At 75.0% G+C, this 21172-nt stretch carries 13 protein-coding genes and 1 pseudogene; 12 read left to right on the top strand and 2 right to left on the bottom strand.

What is annotated here, in order from left to right; all coding sequences use genetic code 11:
• Positions 1–212 precede the first annotated feature (212 nt).
• The 4 genes and pseudogenes from QOZ89_RS05395 (at position 213) to manB (ending at position 5358) form a co-directional block, all read left to right on the top strand.
• Positions 213–1458 (top strand): annotated as a pseudogene (locus QOZ89_RS05395) (glycosyltransferase family 4 protein).
• A gap of 177 nt (positions 1459–1635) precedes the next feature.
• Positions 1636–2766 (top strand): glycosyltransferase family 4 protein, encoded by a 1131-nt coding sequence (locus QOZ89_RS05390; protein WP_071052690.1) that lies wholly within the window; start codon positions 1636–1638, stop codon positions 2764–2766.
• 307 nt (positions 2767–3073) lie between these two features.
• Positions 3074–3988, top strand: a complete 915-nt coding sequence (locus QOZ89_RS05385; RefSeq protein ID WP_312623146.1) for a glycosyltransferase — start codon at positions 3074–3076, stop codon at positions 3986–3988.
• A gap of 296 nt (positions 3989–4284) precedes the next feature.
• On the top strand, positions 4285–5358 hold the full coding sequence (manB, locus tag QOZ89_RS05380; RefSeq protein ID WP_312623145.1) for a mannose-1-phosphate guanylyltransferase: 1074 nt from the start codon (positions 4285–4287) through the stop codon (positions 5356–5358).
• Positions 5359–5682: 324 nt separating this feature from the next.
• On the opposite strand, the gene QOZ89_RS05375 is transcribed toward manB, so the two are convergent.
• The gene (locus QOZ89_RS05375) at positions 5683–6123 is read right to left on the bottom strand and encodes a nitroreductase family deazaflavin-dependent oxidoreductase (RefSeq protein WP_312623144.1); all 441 of its coding nucleotides are present in this window, start codon (positions 6121–6123) and stop codon (positions 5683–5685) included.
• A gap of 267 nt (positions 6124–6390) precedes the next feature.
• Here QOZ89_RS05375 and cofD point away from each other — a divergent pair, with 267 nt between their 5' ends.
• The 3 genes from cofD to QOZ89_RS05360 are packed head-to-tail and all read left to right on the top strand — an operon-like array spanning position 6391 to position 9501.
• Positions 6391–7365 (top strand): 2-phospho-L-lactate transferase, encoded by a 975-nt coding sequence (gene cofD, locus QOZ89_RS05370; RefSeq protein ID WP_071052120.1) that lies wholly within the window; start codon positions 6391–6393, stop codon positions 7363–7365.
• Positions 7358–8713, top strand: coding sequence for a coenzyme F420-0:L-glutamate ligase (locus tag QOZ89_RS05365; protein ID WP_312623143.1), 1356 nt, complete (start codon positions 7358–7360; stop codon positions 8711–8713). The genes cofD and QOZ89_RS05365 overlap by 8 nt, the downstream gene beginning before the upstream one ends.
• A 26-nt stretch (positions 8714–8739) precedes the next feature.
• Complete coding sequence (locus QOZ89_RS05360) at positions 8740–9501, top strand: thioredoxin-like domain-containing protein (protein WP_312623142.1); 762 nt, start codon at positions 8740–8742, stop codon at positions 9499–9501.
• Between the two features lie 595 nt (positions 9502–10096).
• Here the strand turns inward: QOZ89_RS05360 and QOZ89_RS05355 are convergent.
• Positions 10097–10633, bottom strand: coding sequence for a TetR/AcrR family transcriptional regulator (locus QOZ89_RS05355; protein WP_071052117.1), 537 nt, complete (start codon positions 10631–10633; stop codon positions 10097–10099).
• A gap of 420 nt (positions 10634–11053) precedes the next feature.
• Between QOZ89_RS05355 and QOZ89_RS05350 the strand changes: the two genes are divergently transcribed.
• The 5 genes from QOZ89_RS05350 (at position 11054) to QOZ89_RS05330 (ending at position 21158) form a co-directional block, all read left to right on the top strand.
• A complete protein-coding gene (locus QOZ89_RS05350; protein WP_198543479.1) occupies positions 11054–11371 on the top strand; it encodes a hypothetical protein in 318 nt (105 codons plus the stop codon).
• A gap of 283 nt (positions 11372–11654) precedes the next feature.
• Entirely contained in the window at positions 11655–14387 is a 2733-nt protein-coding gene (locus tag QOZ89_RS05345) for a bifunctional FO biosynthesis protein CofGH (protein ID WP_312623141.1), read from the top strand.
• Positions 14388–15489: 1102 nt separating this feature from the next.
• Positions 15490–15705: a WhiB family transcriptional regulator gene (locus QOZ89_RS05340; protein ID WP_198543480.1), complete on the top strand. Its 216-nt coding sequence runs from the start codon at positions 15490–15492 to the stop codon at positions 15703–15705.
• A 147-nt stretch (positions 15706–15852) separates the two neighbouring features.
• The gene (locus QOZ89_RS05335; protein WP_312623140.1) at positions 15853–19191 is read left to right on the top strand and encodes a glycosyltransferase; all 3339 of its coding nucleotides are present in this window, start codon (positions 15853–15855) and stop codon (positions 19189–19191) included.
• Positions 19188–21158: a DUF5719 family protein gene (locus QOZ89_RS05330; protein WP_312623139.1), complete on the top strand. Its 1971-nt coding sequence runs from the start codon at positions 19188–19190 to the stop codon at positions 21156–21158. Before QOZ89_RS05335 ends, QOZ89_RS05330 begins: the two co-directional genes overlap by 4 nt.
• Positions 21159–21172 lie beyond the last annotated feature (14 nt).

The raw sequence follows: 21172 nt of genomic DNA, 5'->3' as shown, positions 1-21172 counted from the left end.
AAGGAGGTGCGAAAATGCTCCTCCTTCGCACCTCCGGAGGCCCCCGTCCCAGAAGCACTGGAGGGCCAAAGGAGGTGCGAAAATGCTCCTCCTTCGCACCTCCGGAGGCCCCCGTCCCAGAAGCACTAGAGGGCCAAAGGAGGTGCGAAAATGCTCCTCCTTCGCACCTCCGGAGGCCCCCGTCCCAGAAGCACTGAGAGGGGGCCGGACCCGTGCGGGTGGGTTTCCTGGTCGAACAGATGCTCGCGCCGGTGCCGGGCGGCACCGGCCGCTACACGGCCGAGCTCGCCGCCGCGCTGGCACGCACCGCCGTCCCGGGTGACGGCGTCACCAGCTGGTGCGCGCTGCGCCCCGAGCACCGGCCGACGGGCTTCCCCGCGCGCCTCGGTGGCGCCGCCCTCGGCCGGCTTACCGGCGGCCGGATCCCAGGTGCGCAGGCGGCGCCGGCGGCCGACGCGGCGATCCCCGGCGTACTCGGCCCGTTGCGGCTCCCGCTGGGGCGCAGAGCGCTGGCGGCGGCCTGGGCGCGAGGCGTCGGTCCGGCGCCGACCGGTGTCGACGTCGTGCACGCCCCGACGCTGCTGCTACCGCCGAGGCGGAAGGGCACGGCGCTCGTGGTCACGATCCACGACGCCGTCCCCTGGACCCACCCCCGCACACTCACGCCGCACGGCGCCCGCTGGCACCAGGAGATGGGCGAGCGCGCCGCCCATACCGCCGACGCGATCGTCGTTCCCACCCTCGCCGTCGCCGAGGATCTGCGCCCCTTCCTGCGGGTGCCCGACGGCCGGATGCACGTCATCGGCGAGGGCCCCGCCGACGCGGTTCTGCGCCTCGGCCCGGATGCCGACGGGCGGGCGCGCCGCCTGGGCCTGCCGGCCGGTGGCTACCTGCTGACGTTGGCCACCCTGGAGCCGCGCAAGGGCCTGGAAGTGGCGCTTGCGGCCCTGGGGATGCTCACCGGCCCCGCGGCCCGGCTGCCGCTGTTGCATGTCGGACAGTCGGGCTGGGGCGGGCTGGACGCGGACATGGAGGCGAAGAAGCTCGGAGTGCCGGTAGGGCGGTTCCGCTCGCTCGGCCGGATCGACGACGCCGACCTCGCGGTGGTGCTGTCACGCACCACCGCGCTGGTCATGCCGTCGCGGTCCGAGGGCTTCGGCCTGCCCGTCGTGGAGGCGATGGCACACGGGGTGCCGGTCGTCATCTCGGACGTGCCCGCGCTCGTCGAGGTCGCGGGCCCGGCGGGGGTCGTCGTGCCGGTCGACGACCCACGGGCGCTCGCCGCCGCGGTGATCCGGATCGCTGGTGATTCCGCGCTGCGCGCGCGGCTGTCGGACTTCGGCCGCGAGCGGGCTCGGCACTTTAACTGGATTGAGGCAGCGCGGGCGTGCTGGGCCCTCTACCGTCGAGTCAGCGGTTCCCCCGGCCATGTCCGTCGCCGCTGACGGGCGGGCGTAGTGTTGCCCCGGTCGCATGCACCGTCCGAACATTCGAGGGACATCCCTCGGCGCGGGCGGAGCGGACGGCGGTAGAAGTGGGCTGACGGGGCGTGACAAGGTGCTGCGCGCTCCCCAGAAATCTGACCCGATTCGGACAGACGAGAGACTGGCAGCACGTCTCGGTGGAGGGAGCGCCGTGGGACCCCGGGTGCTCGTCGACGCCACCTCGGTTCCAGCGGACCGTGGCGGTGTCGGGCGCTATGTCGATGGGCTGGTAGCGGCTCTTGGCGCGGCCGGCGCCGATCTGGCGCTGGTGTGCCAACGGTCGGACGAAGAAAGATACAGCCGGATGGCACCAGACGCCACCGTTCTGTCCGGGCCCGCCGCCATCGCGCACCGGCCGGCCCGGCTCGCCTGGGAACAGACCGGCCTCCCCCTGGTAGCCGAGCAGGTCGCCGCGGACGTGATCCACTCGCCGCACTACACGATGCCGCTGCGCGCGCAGCGGCCGGTGTGCGTGACGATCCACGACGTCACGTTCTTCACCGAGCCGGAGATGCACACCGCCGTCAAGGGGACGTTCTTCCGCTCGGCCATGCGCACCGCGGTCCGCAAGGCCGACCGGATCATCGTGCCGTCCAAGGCCACCCGCGACGAGCTGGTCCGCGTCCTCGACGGCGAGCCGACCACGACCGACGTCGCCTATCACGGCGTCGACACGGCGACCTTCCATCCGCCGACGGACGAGGACAAGCGCCGGGTGCGCATGCGCCTCGGCCTCGGCGACCGCCGCTACGTCGCCTTCCTGGGCATGCTCGAACCGCGCAAGAACGTGCCGAACCTCATCCGCGCCTGGGCCGAGGCGGTGCACTGGCGCGACGAGCCGCCGGCCCTGGTGCTCGCGGGCGGCTCCGGCTGGGACGACGAGGTGGACGCCGCCATCGCCGCCGTGCCGAGCCACCTGCGCGTGCTGCGGCCCGGCTACCTGCGCTTCTCCGACCTGCCCGGGTACCTGGGCGGCTCGGAACTGGTCGCCTACCCCTCGCACGGCGAGGGGTTCGGCCTGCCGGTGCTGGAGGCGATGGCCTGTGGCGCCCCGGTGCTCACCACCCCCCGGCTCTCGCTGCCGGAGGTCGGCGGCGACGCGGTCGCGTACACCCAGCCCGACGTCGACTCGATCGCCCGTGAGCTCGGCGCGCTGCTCGACGACGCCGACCGGCGCGCCCAGCTCGCCGCCGCCGGCCTCGCCCGCGCTCGCGAGTTCACCTGGGCGGCCTGCGCCGACGCGCACCTGGCCAGCTACGCCCGCGCCGCCGCGGACGCCTAAGAGCCGGGCGGACCCGGGACCCCATCGTGGCGGCCGGAGGGCGTGACCTGGCCCCCGGTGGGTCGGCTCCGGACCGGGCTGCTTGTGGATTGGTGATGTACAGCGGCGAGCACCCGGGCTGGCGCGGAGGCGTGCCTCCGCGGAGGCCCGGCCCACGAGCGAAGCGACGTGGGTTGGGCCGCAGCGGAGGTCGCCGTAGCGCACGTGAGCGGAGGAGGACACGGCGCGGAGGTCCCTTGGGAGCGAAGCGAGTAAGGGGCCGTAGCGCCGTGCCCGCACGGAGCGAACCAGAAAAGAGGGCCTGTTGGTGAGTGCTGAGCCGGAGATCCGGGTCGTCGTCGTGACCTACCGGTCCGGTGAGGTCATTGGCGCCTTCCTGGACACGTTGGCCAAGGCGACGGCGCGTAGCTATGAGGTCGTCATCGTCGACAACTCGCCCGAGCTGGACGAGGCCACCGCCGCGGCCGCCCGGCGGCCCGAGGCGCGGCTGGTCCGGCCGGGTCGCAACCTCGGCTACGGCGCCGCCGCCAACCGTGGCGCGGCCGGCGCCCGCGGGGACTGGATCGTCGTCGCCAACGCGGACATCTCGTTCATCCCAGGCTCGTTGGACGAGCTGGTCGACGCCGCCGCCCGCTGGCCGCGCGGTGGCGCGTTCGGCCCGGGCATCGTCAACCCGGACGGCGCGCTCTATCCCTCCGCCCGTGACCTGCCCTCGCTCGGCCGCGGCGCCGGGCACGCGCTGTTCGGCTGGTTCTGGCCGACGAACCCGTGGACGGCCTCCTACCGGCGGGAACGCGGCGCGCCGAAGGAGATGACCACCGGCTGGCTGTCCGGCTCGGTCCAGCTGCTGCGCCGGGAGGCGTTCGAGGCGGTCGCCGGTTTCGACGAGTCGTACTTCATGTTCATGGAGGACGTCGACCTCGGCCGCCGGCTCGGGCTCGCCGACTGGAGCAGCGTCTACGTGCCCAGCGCGGTCGTCGAGCACCTGGGCGGGCACTCCACGACGCGCACGTCGCGCCGGATGGTCGTCGCCCACCACCGCAGCATGGTGCGCTACCTGTGCCGCCAGTACTCAGGGCCGGCGTACCTGCCGCTGCGGGTGCTGGTCACGCTGGGGCTGGGCGCTCGGCTCGCGCTCGCGCTGGCGTTCGCCAAGGACAGCGCCGGCGCCCGGGCCACCCGGTCCGCCGAAATGCTGGCTACCGGTACCCGCCCGCGCTGACACCCGGGTCGGGCCCCGCTCCGTGGGGTGGCGTGGAGGGCCCTTCGTGGTTTCTTGATGGATTGGTCAGTTCCTCTTGACCGGGTCTTCTCCAGGGCGGGCCCGGGTTCAGGTGATCTCCGTCTGGTGGTCCGAGCGTGGTCAGGGAGAGTCTTCAGGTGATGATGTTCCGGAGCGCGGGTTCGCACTGTGGGTGGTAAACCGCGTACGGCTGTGGGGTTTCGTTTTCAGGGCGATCGGGTCCACTTGGACGGGTGGCCTCATCTCCCTGCTCGGAGTCTGGAAAACTGGCGGCCATGGACGCAGTGATGCTGGTGGGGGGCAAGGGCACCCGGCTTCGGCCGTTGACGATGTCTGCCCCCAAGCCGATGCTTCCGGTCGCCGGGGTGCCCGTCACCGCGCACATGCTTGCCCGCGCGCGCGACGCCGGGATCGACCGTGTCGTGCTCGCCACGTCGTACAAGGCCGAGGTCTTCGAGGAGTACTTCGGCGACGGGTCGGCCCTCGGCCTCGAGTTGGCATATGTGACCGAGACCGAGCCGCTGGGCACCGGGGGCGCGATCCGCAACGTCGCCGGCTTCCTGCGCTGCGGCCCGGACGACCCGGTGGTCATCTTCAACGGTGACATCCTGTCCGGGCTCGACATCCAGGCGCTCATCGCCCGGCACACCGACAGCGGCGCCGCGGTCACCCTGCACCTCACCGAGGTCGAGGACCCGCGCGCGTTCGGCGTCGTGCCGACCGACGAGCACGGCCGGGTGAAGGAGTTCCTGGAGAAGACCCTCGAGCCGCCGACCAATCTGATCAACGCCGGCTGCTACGTGTTCCGCCGCTCGGTGATCGACGACATCCCGGCTGGACGGCCAGTGTCGGTCGAACGGGAGACCTTCCCCGGCCTGCTGGCGGCCGGCGTGCCGATCGTGGCCTACCCGGACAGCACCTACTGGCTGGACCTGGGTACCCCGGCCGCCTTCGTCCGCGGCTCCCGCGACCTGGTACAGGGCCGGATCGCGTCCTCCGCCCTGCCCGGGCCGGTCGGCGAGGCGCTGGTGCTGGACGGGGCGACCGTCGCCGCCGACGCGAAGCTGTGCGGCGGCGCCACTATCGGCGCGGGCGCCGCGGTGGGCGGCGGGGCGACCGTGGACGGCGCTGTGCTCTTCGACGGCGCGGCCGTCGGCTGCGGCGCGGTGGTCCGCGACTCGGTGGTTGGCCGGGACGCGGTGATCTGCGACGGCGTCGTGCTGGATGATGTCGTCGTCGGCGACGGCGCCCGCATCGAGCCGGGCAACGAGTTGCGCGCCGGCGTGCGGGTCTTTCCCGGCAGCATCCTGCCGTCCGGCTGCGTCCGCTTCAGCTCCGACCAGAGCTAAGGGCATGCGGCGGGCGGCGCTGGACGCGCGCCCTGCCTGTCGGACGCTGAGCGTCCTCTGTGCGTGGTGCCGGGTACAGGCGTATGGCCGTGGCTGACGTGGTGCCGGGCTGAGGACGTGGCTAGGTTGGCACTGCGCTTAATGCGCTGTCACTGGTGTGCGCAAGGCCGCGCTTGGAAGTCGCCAGCGGGACGTCCCTAATAGGGTCGGGCGGAAGACCTCCCTAGCGGGGGTCGAGCCGGAAGATGCGCAGGACGCGGCCGCGCTGAGGCGCTGTCACCGGTGTGCGCGGGGTCGCGCTTGGCGCTCGCCAGTGTGGCGTCTCTAGCGGGGGTCGAGGCGGAAGACGCGCAGGACGCGGCCGCCGTCGAGCGCGGGTTCGTTGATCTTCGCGTAGGCCGCGTAGCCGGGCCAGAAGGTCGTCAGCCTGGGCCAGATCTCGTCCCGCTCGGCACCGTCGACAAGACGGGCCCGCAGCTCGCGCCGCTTTGCCTTGTGCACCACGGCGACGTCCGGATGGGCCTGCAGGTTCGCCGTCCAGGCCGGGTGGCCCGACCGGCCGTAGTTGCTGCCGACCAGCCAGTAGCCGTCACCGTCGGGCATCGTCGCCAGCGGCGTGCGCCGCGGCTGGCCGGTGCGGGCACCGGTGTGCTCCAGCATCACCATGGGCAGCATCATCTGCCCGATCATCAGCCGTCCACCGCTGACCTTGTGCAGCGCCCGGTCGATCGGCGGCACGATCGACGGCCCGAACCGCTGAAACATCGGATGCAGTGAGAAACGCTGCGCAAGCCGCCCTGCCCGGGTTTCGGGCCCGATCTTCATAGCGCGAATAGTAACGAGTCGGGTCCGTCTGGCGACCGGCCAGCGGTCCGCCCCGCCAGTCGGCCTCGGGACAGGCACCACATGCGGGGTCGGGCTCGTCGCCGCTCGTGCTGGCAGGTCGCGATTCGATGATCGTCCGCTTGGAGACGACACGGCTCGGCGTACAGCGGCGGCTCCCGTTGTCGGCCGGTACTAGCCTTTCGAGACGTGAAGGTGACGGCTCTGGCTGGGGGCATCGGCGGCGCGCGGTTCCTGCGCGGGGTACAGGCGGCGCTCGCGGACGCGGATGTGACCGTCGTCGGTAACACCGGCGACGACATCATCCTGCATCGACTGAACATCAGCCCCGATCTCGACACGGTGATGTACACCCTGGGCGGGGGTATCTCCGCCGAACGGGGCTGGGGGCGCGAGGACGAGACCTTCACCGTGCGGGCCGAGCTCGCCGAGTACGGCGTCGGCCCCGCCTGGTTCGGCCTCGGCGACCGGGACCTCGCCACCCACCTGGTCCGCACCCAGATGCTCGCCGCCGGCTTCTCGCTCTCCGACGTCACCGCGGCGCTCTGCCAGCGCTGGCGGCCCGGCATCCGGCTGATTCCCATGAGCGACGACCGGGTGGAGACGCACGTCGTCATCTCCGACGAGGCGGGCCGGCGGGCCATCCACTTCCAGGAGTGGTGGCTGCGGCTGCGCGCCGAGGTGCCGGCCGAGGCGATCGTCTCGGTGGGGGCGGCGGACGCGAAGCCGGCACCCGGCGTGCTCGACGCGCTGGCCGAGGCGGACGTCGTGCTGCTGCCGCCGTCGAACCCCGTGGTCTCGATCGGCTCGATCCTGTCGGTGCCCGGCATCCGGGACGCGTTGAGGGAGACGGCGGCTCCGGTCGTCGGGGTGTCGCCCATCATCGGCGGAAGCCCCGTGCGCGGGATGGCGGACGCCTGCCTGCGCGCGATCGGCGTCGAGACGTCCGCCGAGGCCGTCGGCCGGCACTACGGAGCCCGCCGGGCCGGCGAGGGCGCCCCACCCGCCCGGGCCGACGGCCTGCTCGACGGCTGGCTGGTCGACACCGTCGACGCGGGCGTGACCGTGCCGGGGGTGCGGGTGACGGCGCACCCGCTGTTGATGAGCGACCTGGACGCGACGGTCGCGATCGTGCGCGCCGCGCTGGAGCTGGCCGGTGTCTGAGCACAGGAGCGCGCGCGCGGGCGCTGTGAACCCGGAGCGCGGCGAGCTGCGGATCATCCCGGTGCCGGGTATCGGCGAGATCCGCCCGGGTGACGACCTCGCGGCGGCGATCGCCACCGCCGCGGCCGCCGCCGGGATCGTCCTCGTCGACGGTGACGTGCTCGTCGTCACCTCGAAGATCGTGTCCAAGGCGGAGGGGCGGATCGTCCGGGTGACGGGTGACCGCGAGGCCGCCCGGCTCGCGGCCGTCGAGGCCGAGACTGTCCGCGACGTCGCCAGCCGCGGGCCGACCAGGATCGTCGAGACCAGCCACGGCTTCGTGCTGGCCGCGGCCGGTGTGGACGCATCCAACATCGCCAAGGACAGCCTTGCCCTGCTGCCGCTCGACGCCGACGAGAGCGCGCGGCGGCTGCGCGCCGGCCTCGCCGCTCGCCTCGGCGCCGAGGTGGCCGTCGTCGTGAGTGACACCGCCGGCCGGCCCTGGCGGCGTGGCGTGGTCGACCAGGCGATCGGGCTGGCCGGGATGGCGGCGCTGCGCAGCCACATCGGCGACGTCGACGGCTACGGCAACGAGCTCGGGATGACCGAGGTCGCCGAGGCCGACCAGCTCGCCGCGGCGGCGGAGCTGGTGAAGGGCAAGCTCACCGGCACCCCGGTCGCGCTGGTGCGCGGCTTCGCGGCCGTGCCGGACGACGGGCGGGGCGTGCGGTCGGTCGTCCGCCCGCCGGCCGAGGACCTGTTCCGGCTTGGCACCCTCGAGGCCCGGCGGGCGGCGCTGGCCGAGCGGCGCACCGTGCGGGCGTTCACGGATGCCCCGGTCGACCCGGCGGCGATCGAGCGGGCCGTGGCGGCGGCCGTGACGGCCCCGGCGCCGCACCACACCACGCCGTGGCGGTTCGTCGTCGTGACCGAGCGGCGGGCCGAGCTGCTCGCCGAGATGCGGGCCGCCTGGGCCGACGACCTGCGGCGGGACGGCTTCGACGAGGGGGCCGTCACCCGGCGGCTGCGGCGCGGGGACGTGCTCGCCGCCGCCCCGGTGCTGGTGGTGCCCCTGGTCACCGACGACGGCGCGCACGTCTACCCGGACGCTCGCCGGGCCGAGGCGGAGGAACGGATGTTCGCCGTCGCCGGTGGCGCCGGGGTGCAGAACTTCCTCGTGGCGCTGGCCACGGAGGGGCTCGGCTCGGCGTGGGTGTCGAGCACCCTGTTCTGCCCCGACGTGGTCCGCCGCGTGCTGGACCTGCCCGCGGGGTGGTCGCCGCTCGGCGCCGTGGCCGTCGGCCACCCGGCCGTGCGGGCGGCTCCCCGCCCGCCGCGCGACGCTGGAACCTTCCTCCTCCACCGCTGACATTTGACAGTTCGTAGGATTCGACCGTGGCTAAGAAGACCGCCGAGCGCAACGCCCGCCTTGAGGCGCTGCGCCGCGAGCAGAAGCGCAAGGAACGCCGGCGCGCCATCCTCATCTACGGCACGGCCGGCACCCTCGCGGTGGTGCTGCTTGCCGTGGTCCTCATCATCACGATCTCGAGCAACCACAAGGCGGCGTCCACCCACAAGGTTGGCTACGTCGCCGCGCCCACAGCGGCGGCGACGGCCGCCAACTGCACGGGCGTGCTCAACCAGGCCCAGCAGGGCCAGACCCATGTGACCGCCGACCAGACCGTCGACTACAAGCAGACCCCGCCGTCATCGGGCAACCACGACGGCGACCCGTTGCCGGACGCGATCCGCTTCTACAACCCGGACTCGGGCATCCGCATCGAGCGGGCGGTACACAACCTGGAGCACGGCTTCGTGATCGGCTGGTACGACTCCAAGCTGCCGAGCGACCAGATCACCCAGCTGAAGAACGTCGCGGCCGCCGCTGGCAGCCGGTTCATCGCGGTCCCGTGGACCCGGTCGGACTTCGCCGACAACCGGCACTTCGTGCTCACCGCCTGGGACCGCACCCAGCGCTGCGGCACGGTCTCCTCGGACGCCGTCTTCGAGTTCGTGAAGAAGTACTCCAACCCGGATCTGGAGGGTGCCACCTGGGACTCGCCGACCGCGCCCGAGTCCGGCGCCTCCGGCGGCACGCTCGACGTCACCGAGAACGGCCCGCTCGTCATGAACGGTGGCGACACCACCACCCCGTAGGCGTCGCCGACGATGGGCGGCACCTGTCCGTGACCTAGATTGCATCGTTGATCACCACCAGCAGCGCCCCGCGACCCAAGGTCGCGGGCGCTGTCGTTCTGGCGAGTAACGCGCGTTACCCGACCACAGCTGGCGACGGCGCCTCAGCGCAGTGCCAACCCGGCCACGCCCTGGCGAGTAACGCGCGTTACCCGACCACAGCTGGCGACGGCGCCTCAGCGCAGTGCCAACCCGGCCACGTCCTGGCGAGCAACGCGCGTTACCTAACCACAGCTGGCGACGGCGCCTCAGCGCAGTGCCAACCCGGCCACCTCGTCGAGCGAGATCAGCCGGGCCACCGCCATATGCCAGGGCCCGGAACCACGTGGGGAGGACGCTCAGCGTCCGACAGGCAGGGCGCGCGTCCAGCGCCGCACGCCGCTCAGCGTCCGACAGGCAGGGCGCGCGTCCAGCGCCGCACGCCGCTCAGCGTCCGATGGCGGGGCGGCGCGTCCCGGACCTCCCAGATCACGACCTGCCAGATCGGCTTCGCCGATCCGGCAGGGACCCCGTCCGCAAGCTCCGCCGATCCGGCAGGAACCCCGGCCCGACCGCCTTAGGCGGCGAGTGCGGCGAGCAGGTAGCGGACGAGGGAGCTGGTCGGGCGGGTGGGCGCGGGGTTGGCGAGGCCGCCCTCGATCGTCGCGACGACGGCGTCGGCGGCGGTCTCCCGGTCCGGCGCCGGCACCAGATGGGTGACGGCGGCCAGCGCCAGTCCGTGCAGCCATTCGTGCAGCCGCTCGTGGTACTCCATCACCGGCGGCGCGTGCGGTGCCCGCTCGGCGACGCACGGGTGCAGGGTGCGGCGGCGCTCGACCGAGTCCAGCGCGGCGAACAGCCGGTCGGCCGGCTCGCCCGGAAGCTCGCCGACGCGGTCGATCTCCCCGTCGAGCAGCCGGTTGAGCACCGCCGCGAACGCGTGGTCCTTCGTGCGGAAGTACCAGTACACGGAGCCCGGCTCGATGCCGGCGGCACGCGCGATCTCCGCCACGGATGTTCCGGCGAAGCCACGGGCGAGGAACTGTTCCTCAGCGACGGCGAGGAGCGCATCTATCCGTTCCTCGCGCGGGACCTCCTGGCGGTTTCGTGGCACCCGATCAGGGTAACGACATGCGGCCTGGGCAGAGGCCGTATATGGAGGAGTGCCGCGTGCCTGTCTGTCCGGGCCTGCCTGAACAAACGTGGACGCTGGGGTTGGCCGTGGGCGATGGCTGGCGGCTCGGCCGGATTGGGCCGGTTGGAGAGCTTTGCCATTGCCGTCACAACCTCTTGATTCTTCTCCGAGAGACCTGTGAGAGTGGAGCTGAATCCAACAGTCATGTCGGCGCGGCTCCACCGATCTCCACTGGAACTATCCAGGCCAGTGCCCGCCAGGGACCCCACCGATCCAGGCTGCTCCGTCGATCCGCCGCGGCGGGCCGACGGGTGCCCGGCACGGGCTCGGTGGGTGAGCAACAGCATCACGGCTCTTCGCGGCAGTGGGGCCGACGCCGGGTTCGCTGAAGGGATTGCCATGTCCGAGAGCCGTCACGCCAGGACCAGTAGCTCCAGCACCTCCAGCGCCGCCAACAGCGGCGCGAAGAGCCTCGACTCCCTGTCAGCATCCATGAACCGCGCCCTGGCCGGTGCCCGCGCCCCCCAGGTGGCCGCGGAGCGCCAGGAACAGATCCACCGCGACCTGTCCGACGCCAGTGGCCGGCGCGCCGCGGCCCGCAGCGCCGCCGTGGCCGCGAGACGGCGGACCAACTTCCTGCTCGGCACCCTCGACGGCCTGCGCCGCGGCGCGGGCGCGGGCGCGAGAGCCCGCGGCGCCGGCCGCGCGCCCGGCTAGCTCGACTGGCTCGGCTCCTCGTCGCCGCGCCGCCGGTCGTGGATCTTCCCGGATCAGCTTCGCCGCCCTGGATCCGGGGATGGCCGGGGCGCAGGGGGTGGTTGAAGGGCGTGAGCATGGGTTGCTCGCGTACCGGGTGGTCCGGTCCTGTTCTCTGGCGCGGGCGACGGTATGTGTTGCACAGTCCTGACCGCACCCGTCGCCCCGGCGGCGCCCGCCCGGCCACCTGCCGGTGCCGGGCGCGGCCGACCCGGGCGGGCCGTTCGATCACCAGGTGGACGCATTGACCAGCACCGGTTCCTCACTCCGTACCGACGGCCAGCCGGCCCTCCACGCCGGCCCGCCGGAGCCACCGCCGTCCGCGTCCGCGCTGCGCCGGGCGCTGCGCCGGGCGCGGGACGGGGCGACGCTGGACGTCACGGAGGCGGCGGTGCTGCTGGCGGCCCGGGGGGACGACCTGCGTGATCTGGCCGCCTCCGCGGCCCGGGTCCGCGACGCCGGGCTCGCGTCGGCCGGCCGCCCGGGAGTGGTCACGTACTCACCGAAGGTGTTCATCCCGCTCACCCGGCTCTGCCGGGACCGATGCCACTACTGCACGTTCGCGACGGTCCCGCACCGGCTTCCCGCCGCCTACCTGGAAATCGAGGAGGTTCTCGAGATCGCGCGCGCCGGCGCGGCGGCCGGCTGCGCCGAGGCGTTGTTCACGCTGGGCGACCGGCCTGAGGACCGCTGGCCGGCGGCCAAGGAGTGGCTCGACGAGCGGGGCTACGACTCCACCCTGGCCTACCTGCGGGCCGCCGCGGTCGCGGTGCTGGAGGAGACCGGCCTGCTGCCGCACCTGAACCCGGGGGTGCTCAGCTGGGCCGAGCTCGCCCGGCTCAAGCCGGTCGCCCCGTCGATGGGGATGATGCTCGAGACGACCGCCCGCCGGCTGTTCACCGAGCAGGGTGGGCCGCACTTCGGCTCGCCGGACAAGGATCCGGACGTCCGGCTGCGCGTGCTGGAGGACGCCGGGCGCCTTGGCGTCCCGTTCACCACCGGCCTGCTGCTCGGCATCGGCGAGAACAGGACCGAGCGGGCCGAGACGATCTTCGCGCTGCGCCGCGTCTCCCGGGCCTACGGCTCGATCCAGGAGGTGATCGTCCAGAACTTCCGGGCCAAGGACGACACCGCGATGCGCGGCGACCCGGACGTGGGCGCCGAGGAGCTCGCCGCCGCGGTGGCCGTCACCCGGCTGGTGCTCGGCCCCGGCGCACGGGTGCAGGCCCCGCCGAACCTGGTCGACGCGGACGAGTGCGCGCTGCTGATCTCCGCCGGCATCGACGACTGGGGCGGGGTCTCGCCGGTCACCCCGGATCACGTCAACCCCGAGCGCCCGTGGCCGGCGCTCGACGTCCTGCGTGCGGCCACCGGGGCGGCCGGCTTCGAGTTGCGCCCCAGGCTGACCGTGTACCCGCCGTACCAGTCCGAGCCCTGGCTCGACCCGCGGCTGACCGCGCATGTCGGGGCGCTCGCGGGGCCGGACGGGCTGCTCGCGCCGGGAGCCGCGCCCGTCGGCCTGCCCTGGCAGGAGCCGGACGGCGGCTTCGCCGACAGCAGCGGGCGGGCCGACCTGCACGCGACGATCGACACCACCGGCCGGGAAGCCGACCGGCGGGCGGACTTCGACAGCGTCTATGGCGACTGGGCCACGCTTCGCGCCCAGGTCAGCGCCGCCGGCACGGGCGCGGACGGGGTCATCGGCACCGGCTCGCGCGCCGCCGCGGCGAACGGCGGGGGCGCGGCGTCGCCGGAGGTGCCCGCCGAGGCGGGGGCTCCCGCCGGTCTGGGAAGGCCGGCCCTTCCGACACCCCGGCGCGGTGACCGGGAGGTGCTCGCGGCGTTGCGGCACGCCGCCGCCGACCCGGCCGGGATCTCGGACACGGAGGCGCTGGCGCTGTTCGGCGCGGCCGGGCCGGAGCTGGACGCGCTGTGCGCGCTCGCCGACGACCTGCGCCGCGACACCGTCGGCGACGACGTCACCTACGTCATCAACCGCAACATCAACTTCACCAACGTCTGCTACACAGGCTGCCGGTTCTGCGCGTTCGCCCAGCGCCGCGACGACGCCGACGCCTACACGCTGTCGTTCGCCGAGGTCGGCACGCGCGCCACCGAGGCCTGGGAGATCGGCGCCACCGAGGTGTGCGTGCAGGGCGGCATCCACCCCGACCTGCCAGGGACGGCCTACTTCGACCTCGCGCGCGAGATCAAGCGGGCCGCGCCGGGGATGCACCTACACGCGTTCTCGCCGATGGAGGTGATGAACGGCGTCAGCAGGACCGGCCTGTCGGTGGCCGACTGGCTGACCTCGGCCAAGGAGGCCGGCCTCGACACGATCCCCGGTACGGCGGCCGAGATCCTCGACGACGAGGTCCGCTGGGTGCTGACCAAGGGCAAGCTGCCCACCTCCGCCTGGGTGGAGGTGGTGACGACAGCGCACCGGGTCGGGCTGCGCTCGTCGGCGACGATGATGTACGGCCACGTCGACTCTCCGGCGCACTGGGTGGCGCACCTGCGGCTGCTGCGCTCGATCCAGGAGGACACCGGCGGGTTCACCGAGTTCGTCGCGCTGCCGTTCGTCCACCACAGCGCGCCCATCTACCTGGCCGGTGTCGCCCGGCCAGGGCCGACCGCGCAGGAGAACCGGGCCGTGCACGCGATGGCCAGGATCCTGCTGCACGGCGCGATCTCCAACATCCAGTGCTCGTGGGTGAAGCTTGGCACCGAGGGCTGCCGGGCCGTGCTCGCCGGCGGCGTCAACGACATCGGCGGCACGTTGATGGAGGAGACGATCAGCCGGATGGCCGGCTCCCAGCACGGCTCCCGGCGCTCCATCGAGGAGCTCGAGGAGGTCGCGGCGTTGGCCGGCCGCCCGGCGCGGCAGCGGACCACCACCTATGGGGAGGTCCCGCGGGAGCGTTTGGACACGGCCAGGGCGGAGCCCCACCGCACCGCCCTCCCCCTCGTCTTCTGAGGCCGAGGTCCCGAGACCACCCCCCACGCGGCGACCCACTGGAGTCACTACATCCCGTAACTGGCTGCTGGCTGCGCCGTGTGGTTGCAAGGTGGTCCGGGAGGGTACGCGCCTGTTGTCCCCTGGTGTGCGGGGTCCGGTTCCGCAGCGTATGTGGGGGACTACGGCTCGACGATAGCCGGGCGATCCTGAGTGGGTCGCTACTGCTGCGCGTAACGGGGTGCCTCAATGAGGGGACCCTCCGTCACGGCGCCCAGTGACTGTGAGCTATGGTCAGGTCGCTGGTTGTAGAAGATGTTGCGCCGGTAGGGTTGACGCAAGTCGACTCCGGCACGTGTAATTACCGGCGTGTCATTCCCCCCGCCGACGGGGCCGTTTTGGTAATGGCGATTCTGTCGGTGTGGACACCAGTTACCTGCGCGCCGGCGCCCGGGGGGTGACCGACCGCACCGCGACGGGTCTGGAGGGGTCCCTGATGGAACACACCGACGCGGGTGTCCGCGCGACGCCGCCTGTGGGCCTGCGGACGCGCGCCGACGAGCACGCGCCCGGCCGGGTCTTCGCCGATGTCACACGTCCCGTCGACCACCTGGCGGGTAGCCACGACGTCGCGGTCGGGCCGCCCACGCCGCCGCTCGCGCAGCGGCCCAGCGTCCCCGGCATGCCGCGCCCGCCGGTGCCCAGGGCACCCGCGGACTCGCACGCCCGCGCTGAGCTGCGCGTGCCCGCTACTCTGGCGGCCTGCACCGGCCGGGTCGCGCCCGAGCCCCTGGACATCCCGCGTGCGCCGGGCGGCGTACCTCAGCCCGCCGCCGCGGCTGGCCTCGCCCATGCCGCCCCCCAGCGCGCGGACGAGGCCGCCGTGCCCAGAGCCGCGTCCGGGGCGGCCGACGCCCTCGACGCGGACGACGAGAACGTGGACGACGGGGACGACGTGGACGACGACGCCGACATCGAGGACGACGAGGACGGCGGCGACGAGCTGGTCGCGGCGGGGGTGCCGGTTGATGGCCAGGGCCATCACCCGTTCGCCGGCGACGCCGGCCGTCCGCCGCTCGCCGAGGTGATCGACATCGGGCTGGGTGACCTGCTCGGTGAGGTCATGGAGTGGCAGGAACGCGCGCTGTGCGCCCAGACCGACCCGGAGGCGTTCTTCCCGGAGAAGGGCGGCTCGACGAGGGAGGCCAAGCGCATCTGCTCCGGCTGCGAGGTCCGCGCCGAGTGCCTGGAGTACGCACTCGCCAAAGATGAGCGGTTCGGCATCTGGGGCGGCATGTCCGAGCGCGAACGGCGCAAGCAGCGCCGCCGGGCCGTATAGCGCGGCCGCGGGCGCCCGGTGGAGACCGCGGTGGGCCAGACGGGCTCAACCGAACCTCCGCCGGGCGCGGCCAGCGAGGGCGATTCGTCGCCATCGCACCGAACCGCACGTACGGGTGGCTTGGAACCGTCGACCGGTTTGGGCGATATGACAAGCGCAGGTGTCCGGGCCGGCTCGGAGGGCTTGGGGGAGCTTTCCGGAGGCCCGGGCACATCGCCGGTCGTCGTGGCGGTCGTGACGTTGCCCGCCTCCTCCAGAGGACGCGGCGTCGCCATTCCCGCGCAGGGCGGGCCGTCCCAGGAACCCGTCCCGGCCGCCGCGCTCGCGGCGGTCGCCGGCCAGGTCCGCCCGGTGGACCGGGTCGTCCCTGTCCCGGTCGCCGGTCCCTCGCCCGCCGGCGCGATCGATCGAGCGCTGCGCCAGGGCGGTGCGGCACCACCAGACGGCGGGTTCGTCTGGCTGCTCGACGGGTCCACCCGACCCGAGCCCGACGCGCTCGACCGCCTGCTCGCCTGCGCGGCGCTCGACCCGGGGGCCGCGGTGCTTGGCCCGGTCGGCGTGACCGTGGACCGGGCGGGGCGGCGCCGACCCGCGCCGGGCGACGCGCTCGCGGTCCGCGACGTGCTGGCCGTCGAGCGGGCCGGCGCGCTGGTCCGTGCGGACGCCTGGCGACTGCTCGACGGGCCGAACCCGCTCGCCGGCCGTGCCGACGACCTCGATCTGTGCTGGCGCGCCTGGCGCGCCGGGCTGCGCGTCGTCGCGGTCCCGTCGGCCCGCCTCCTTCCCGCCGTGCCCGCCGCGCCGCGTGGCACCGGTGCCGAGCCCGAAGGCTTCCGCGTCGGCGCACCGGCCCGTGGGCGGGCCGATCACGTCGAGCGGGCGGACGCCCTGCGGGTCCGGCTCGCGCAGTCCGGCGCGCTGGGCATCCCCACCGCCGTGGCCGGCCTGGTCCTCGCCGGCGCCGGCCGGGCCGCGCTCGCGCTCGCGCGCGGCCGGGGGCACGCGGCGGTGACCGAGGCGCTCGTGCTCGCGAGCGTGCTCGCCGACCCGGCGCGGCTGTGGCGGCTGGCCGGGCGCTGCCGCCAGACGCGCCAGGTGCCCGCCCGCGCGTTGCGCGGGCTGCTGTCTCACCCCGGCCACCCGCCGGCCGATGCCATCGCTCCGGCCGAGGTCACCTCGACCACCGGCGGAGCCGTCCCGAAGGACGCGGCGGGGAGGGCGGGCGGCACGGTGGCGCCGGCCGCGGCGGATTGGAGAGCGGGTGGGGCCGAGACGCGCGCGGCCAGCGCGGACCCGCGGCCGACGGCGACCGGCCGAGTGCCCCGCCAGCCGGCGATCCTGTTCGTGCTGCTGGGCGTGGCCGCGGGCTGGGCGCTCACCGGGATGGGCCGGATCGGCGGCCGGGGCGCGCCACTGCCACCCGGCGCGGCCGATCTGTGGGCGGCGGTGTGGTCTGGCTGGGTCGGCCCGGCCGGCGGGCTGCCCGGCGGGCCGGGACCCGCACCCTCTTGGACCCCGCTGCTCGCCACGCTGTCGTCGGCCCTGGGCGGTCGTCCCGAGCTCGCCGCGCGTGTCCTGCTCGTCGCCGCTCCGGCGCTGGCCGGGCTCGCGGCCTATCGCGCGGCCCGAGCGATAGGCGCGCTGACGCCGTGGGCGCGTCTCGGCCTGGCCGCCTGCTACGCGTTCGCGCCACCGGTGACCACGGCGGCGCTGGCCGGCAACCTGGCGGCGCTGGGCGCCTCAATGACGGCTCCGCTCATTCTCGGGGGTGCCGTCCGGCTGTTCGCCGCGTCCACCGGTGCCGCCGCGGGGCCTGGCATCCGGGGTATCCACGGGGTGGCTGATGGCTGGTCGCGTGTGTGGGCGCTCGCCGCGGCGCTGATCGTGGGCGTCGCCTGCTCGCCACGGCTGTTGCTGGTCGCCACCGTCGGACTCGTCGCGGGCGCGCTCGCCGCGCGCCCACGTGCCCCTGGCGCCGCCGACGGCGCCGGCGCCGGCGCTCCCAGCGCCCCTGGCGGCCGGGGCCTGACGGCCGCGGGTGCGAGCCGCGTTCGTCGGCGACGGGCCGGGCGCGTCGCGATCGTTGTCGCGGCTGGCTGCGCGCCGCTGCTGCCCGCCCTGTGGGTGGGGGCGCGCGCCGGGAAGGCCGGCCTGCTGTCCGTTCTGGTCGACGAGCCGTCGCCGCGCGGCGGTGACGGGTACGCGATCGTCGCGTTCGTGCTCACCTGTGTGCTGGCCGCGTCCGTCGGCGGCCGCGCCGCGCGGCCCGCGATCGGCGCCTGCTGGCTGGTCGCCGCCGCCGGCTGGGTCACCGGCCAGGACGCGCTCACCGCCGCCGCGCTGCTGGGGGCCGTCGGGGCCGCCTGGGCGGCATCGCTGGGCTCACGTACCGGGCGAGCGAACGCGGGTGCCGGCGGCGCGGCGCCGGCCAGGCGGCTCGCGGGCAGCCGCGCGGTGGCGCTCACCGCCCTCGTCATCCTCGCGCCGGCCCTGCTGTTCGCGCGGGCCGCGGGCGCGCTCGGCACCCCACCCGATCCCGCCGGCTGGGCCGACGAGGGCCCGCTCGGCGACGCCGCCGACGCCGTGGTCGCCGCCCAGTCGGGAGCGGGCCGCACCCTCGTACTGCGCCCGTCGGCCGGTGGCGTGACGTACACGCTGACCGGTGGCCATGGCCCGACGATCGTCGACGCGGCGGGCGGCTCGTCCCGGCCCGCGGCCGAGTTCCTCTCCTTCGCCGTGGCGGACCTGACGGTGGGCGGCGGCTGGGGCGCCTCAGCGCTCCCAGCTCTCGGAGCCGGAGCCGTGTTCGTTCCGGCGGACGGCGGCCGGCCCGGAGACGCGGCCCACGTCCCGGCCGACGCGACCAGCCGGCTCGCCGGCGCGCTCGACGCCTCCGACGGTCTCGAACGCGACCAGACCAGGCTCGATGGCTACTACTGGCGGCTCGCGCCAGGCCTCGGCGCCGCCGCCGAGGCGCGGCTGCTGCCCCCTGGGCTCGCCGTCGCCGCCCGTTCCGGCCCCGTCGGCCGATCCGGCCACCCGGGGACGGGCGGCGTCGCGGCGGTCCGCGCCGCGGCCGTCGGGCGGGTGGTGATGGGTCCCGGCGCGGCGCTCGCGCGTTCCCGGCCCGAGGCGCGCACGGGTGCGTCGGCGTCATCCTTCGAGACGTCGTCCGACGGCCTGCTGCCCGCGGGACCGGCCGGGCGGCTGTTGGTGCTGGCCGAGCCGGCGGACCCCGGCTGGCGGGCGACCCTGGCGGGCCGCCCGCTCACACCCGTGGCCGCCTGGGGCTGGGCGCAGGCGTTCGAGGTGCCCGGGGGCCCGGCGGGCGAGGTCCAGGTGCGCTACGACCACACGCCGCACCGCGCGCTCGTCGTCGTCGAGGCGGCGATCGTCGGCGCCCTGGCGCTGGCCGCCCTGTCGACCAGGGCCTGCGCCTGGCGGCGCCGCCGGGGCGGCGCCACGGTCTGGTGGGCGGGCGGATGAGCGACGACAGGGCGCGCCGCCGCCGGTGGGGGCCGGTGCCCGCGGCGGTCACGGCCTCGGTGGCGGGGATGGCGGTGATCGCGACCGCGGCGGTGCTGGTGCCTGACAAGCTGCCGATGCTGGCGCCACCAGGGGAGCCGGTCGCCGCCGAGACCGCCTACCGGGTGGGCGCCCCGCCGAGCAGCCGCGCCCTGGTCTGCCCTGACCTCGGCTCGGCGGGCCGGGCGCCGACCCGGATCGACATCGCCCGTTCCGACACCCGCGGCCAGGTCGCCGCGGCCCTCGTCGCGGGCGACGGGGGCGGCGCCGCCCCAGGCAGCGAGGACGGCGGCTCGCCCGACCAGGCGGCGGGGGAGGAGGCGGCGGGGAGCGGCGCCGCGGGCACGGACGGGCCGTCCGCGTGGCACCCGCCGGCGACGGCGGTGCTGCGCGGCGACGCACGCCGAGGCCACCTGGAGGTGCCCGGCGCCCAGCCGCCGCCCGTCGCGGCCCCGCGCCCCGCTCCGTCGGACCTCTCCGGGCTCGCCAGCCTGGCGCCGGACACCCGCCAGGCGCTGTCCGCCCTGAAGTCGGAGGCTGACGCGAAGGCGCTGGCGGCGCTCGCGGCACTGCCGCCCGGGGAGCAGGCCGGGCTCGCCAGGCTCGCCGCGGCGCCAGCGCCGCAGCCTCCGCCCGGCCTCGCGGCGCTCGCCGGGCTGTCAGCGGCCGACCAGGCCGGGCTGATGCGGCTGGAGGTCTCCTCCGGCCGGCCGGTGGCGCTGCGGGGCAGCACCGTGGCGAACCTGTCGGCGACGGTGACGGCGCCTGGCGGCCCGGCGGGGCCGGTGCGGGACCTGTGCGGGCCGTCCGCCGGCTGGGCCTGGTTCGCCGGCCCGGCGACAGGGGCCGGTCACGACCCGTTTCTCTTCCTGGCGAATCTGGGCTCGGCGCCGGCCCGGCTCGCCGTCCATGCCCTCGCGCCCGGCAGGGCGCCGACCGTCACCGAGGTAGTGGTGCCTCCCGGTGAGACCACGGGCCAGCGCCTCGCGGCCGTCGCGCCCGAGGCGGCGGCGGCCGTGGTCGGCGTCGAGGTCAGGGCCGGGCGGGTGTCGTCCTGGCTGGTCGACCGGCCGAGCGACGGCGGGGCCTGGGATCTCGCCCCGGTCCCCGGCACGGCCGCGCCGGCGCGCGCGGTGCTGGTCGGCCCCGTGCTGGCCCCGCCGGGAGCCGGTGGGGCCGCCGCCGAGCTGGTCGTCGCGGCTCCCGCGACGGACGCACGGGTCCGCGTCCGCCTGGTGACGGCCAGCGGCAGGCCCACCAGTCCGGCCGGCCTCGACGCCGTGGCGGTGCCCGGAGGCGAGGCGACGTCGATCCCGCTGACGCTGCCCCGCGGTGAGTCCGTCGGTGTGCTGGTCGAGACGGCGGGCCCGGCCCCGGTCGTCGCCGGACTGCGGCTGCCGTCCGGCGCTCCGGACGGCGGCCGCGCGGCCGACGGCACGGCCGCGGGTGCGGGTGCGGACGGTGGGGTCTGGGTCGCCGGCACCCCGGTGCCCGCGGATGGGCAGGCACCCGGCGTCGCGGCGTCCGCCACCGCCCGCTCCTCGCTTGCGGACCACTCGCTGGTGCCCTATCTGGATGTCCCGCCCATCCCGCCGGGCACGGCCGGCGCGCTGCTGCTCGCGGCGCCCGCCGGCCCGGCGACGGCGCGGCTCGACGGCCACGCGGTGATGGTTCCCGGCGGAGGCGCTGTCGCCGTCGCGCTTCCGGCCGGCTACTCCGGCGGCACCCTTTCCGTCTCCGGCGGCCCCGTGGGCGTGACCGAGCTGCTCGGGAAACCGGCCGGCCCGCCGTCTGGCGGGGACGCCGCGGACGGCCAGCCCAGCGCCGACGGCCCGCGCCTGCGCACCGTCAGCTCCGTGCTGCCGCTCATCCCCGCGGATCCCGTCGGCCCCGCCGTCCTGGTCGCGGACCCGTCGGCCGCGCGGTAGGCGCCCGGCGCGCC

Origin of the sequence: Pseudofrankia coriaricola (assembly GCF_032027725.1) — a bacterium.
Classification (GTDB): Bacteria; Actinomycetota; Actinomycetes; order Frankiales; family Frankiaceae; genus Pseudofrankia.
The sequence above is the reverse complement of the archived record's forward strand: the minus strand, read 5'-3'. Positions and strand labels throughout refer to the sequence as shown.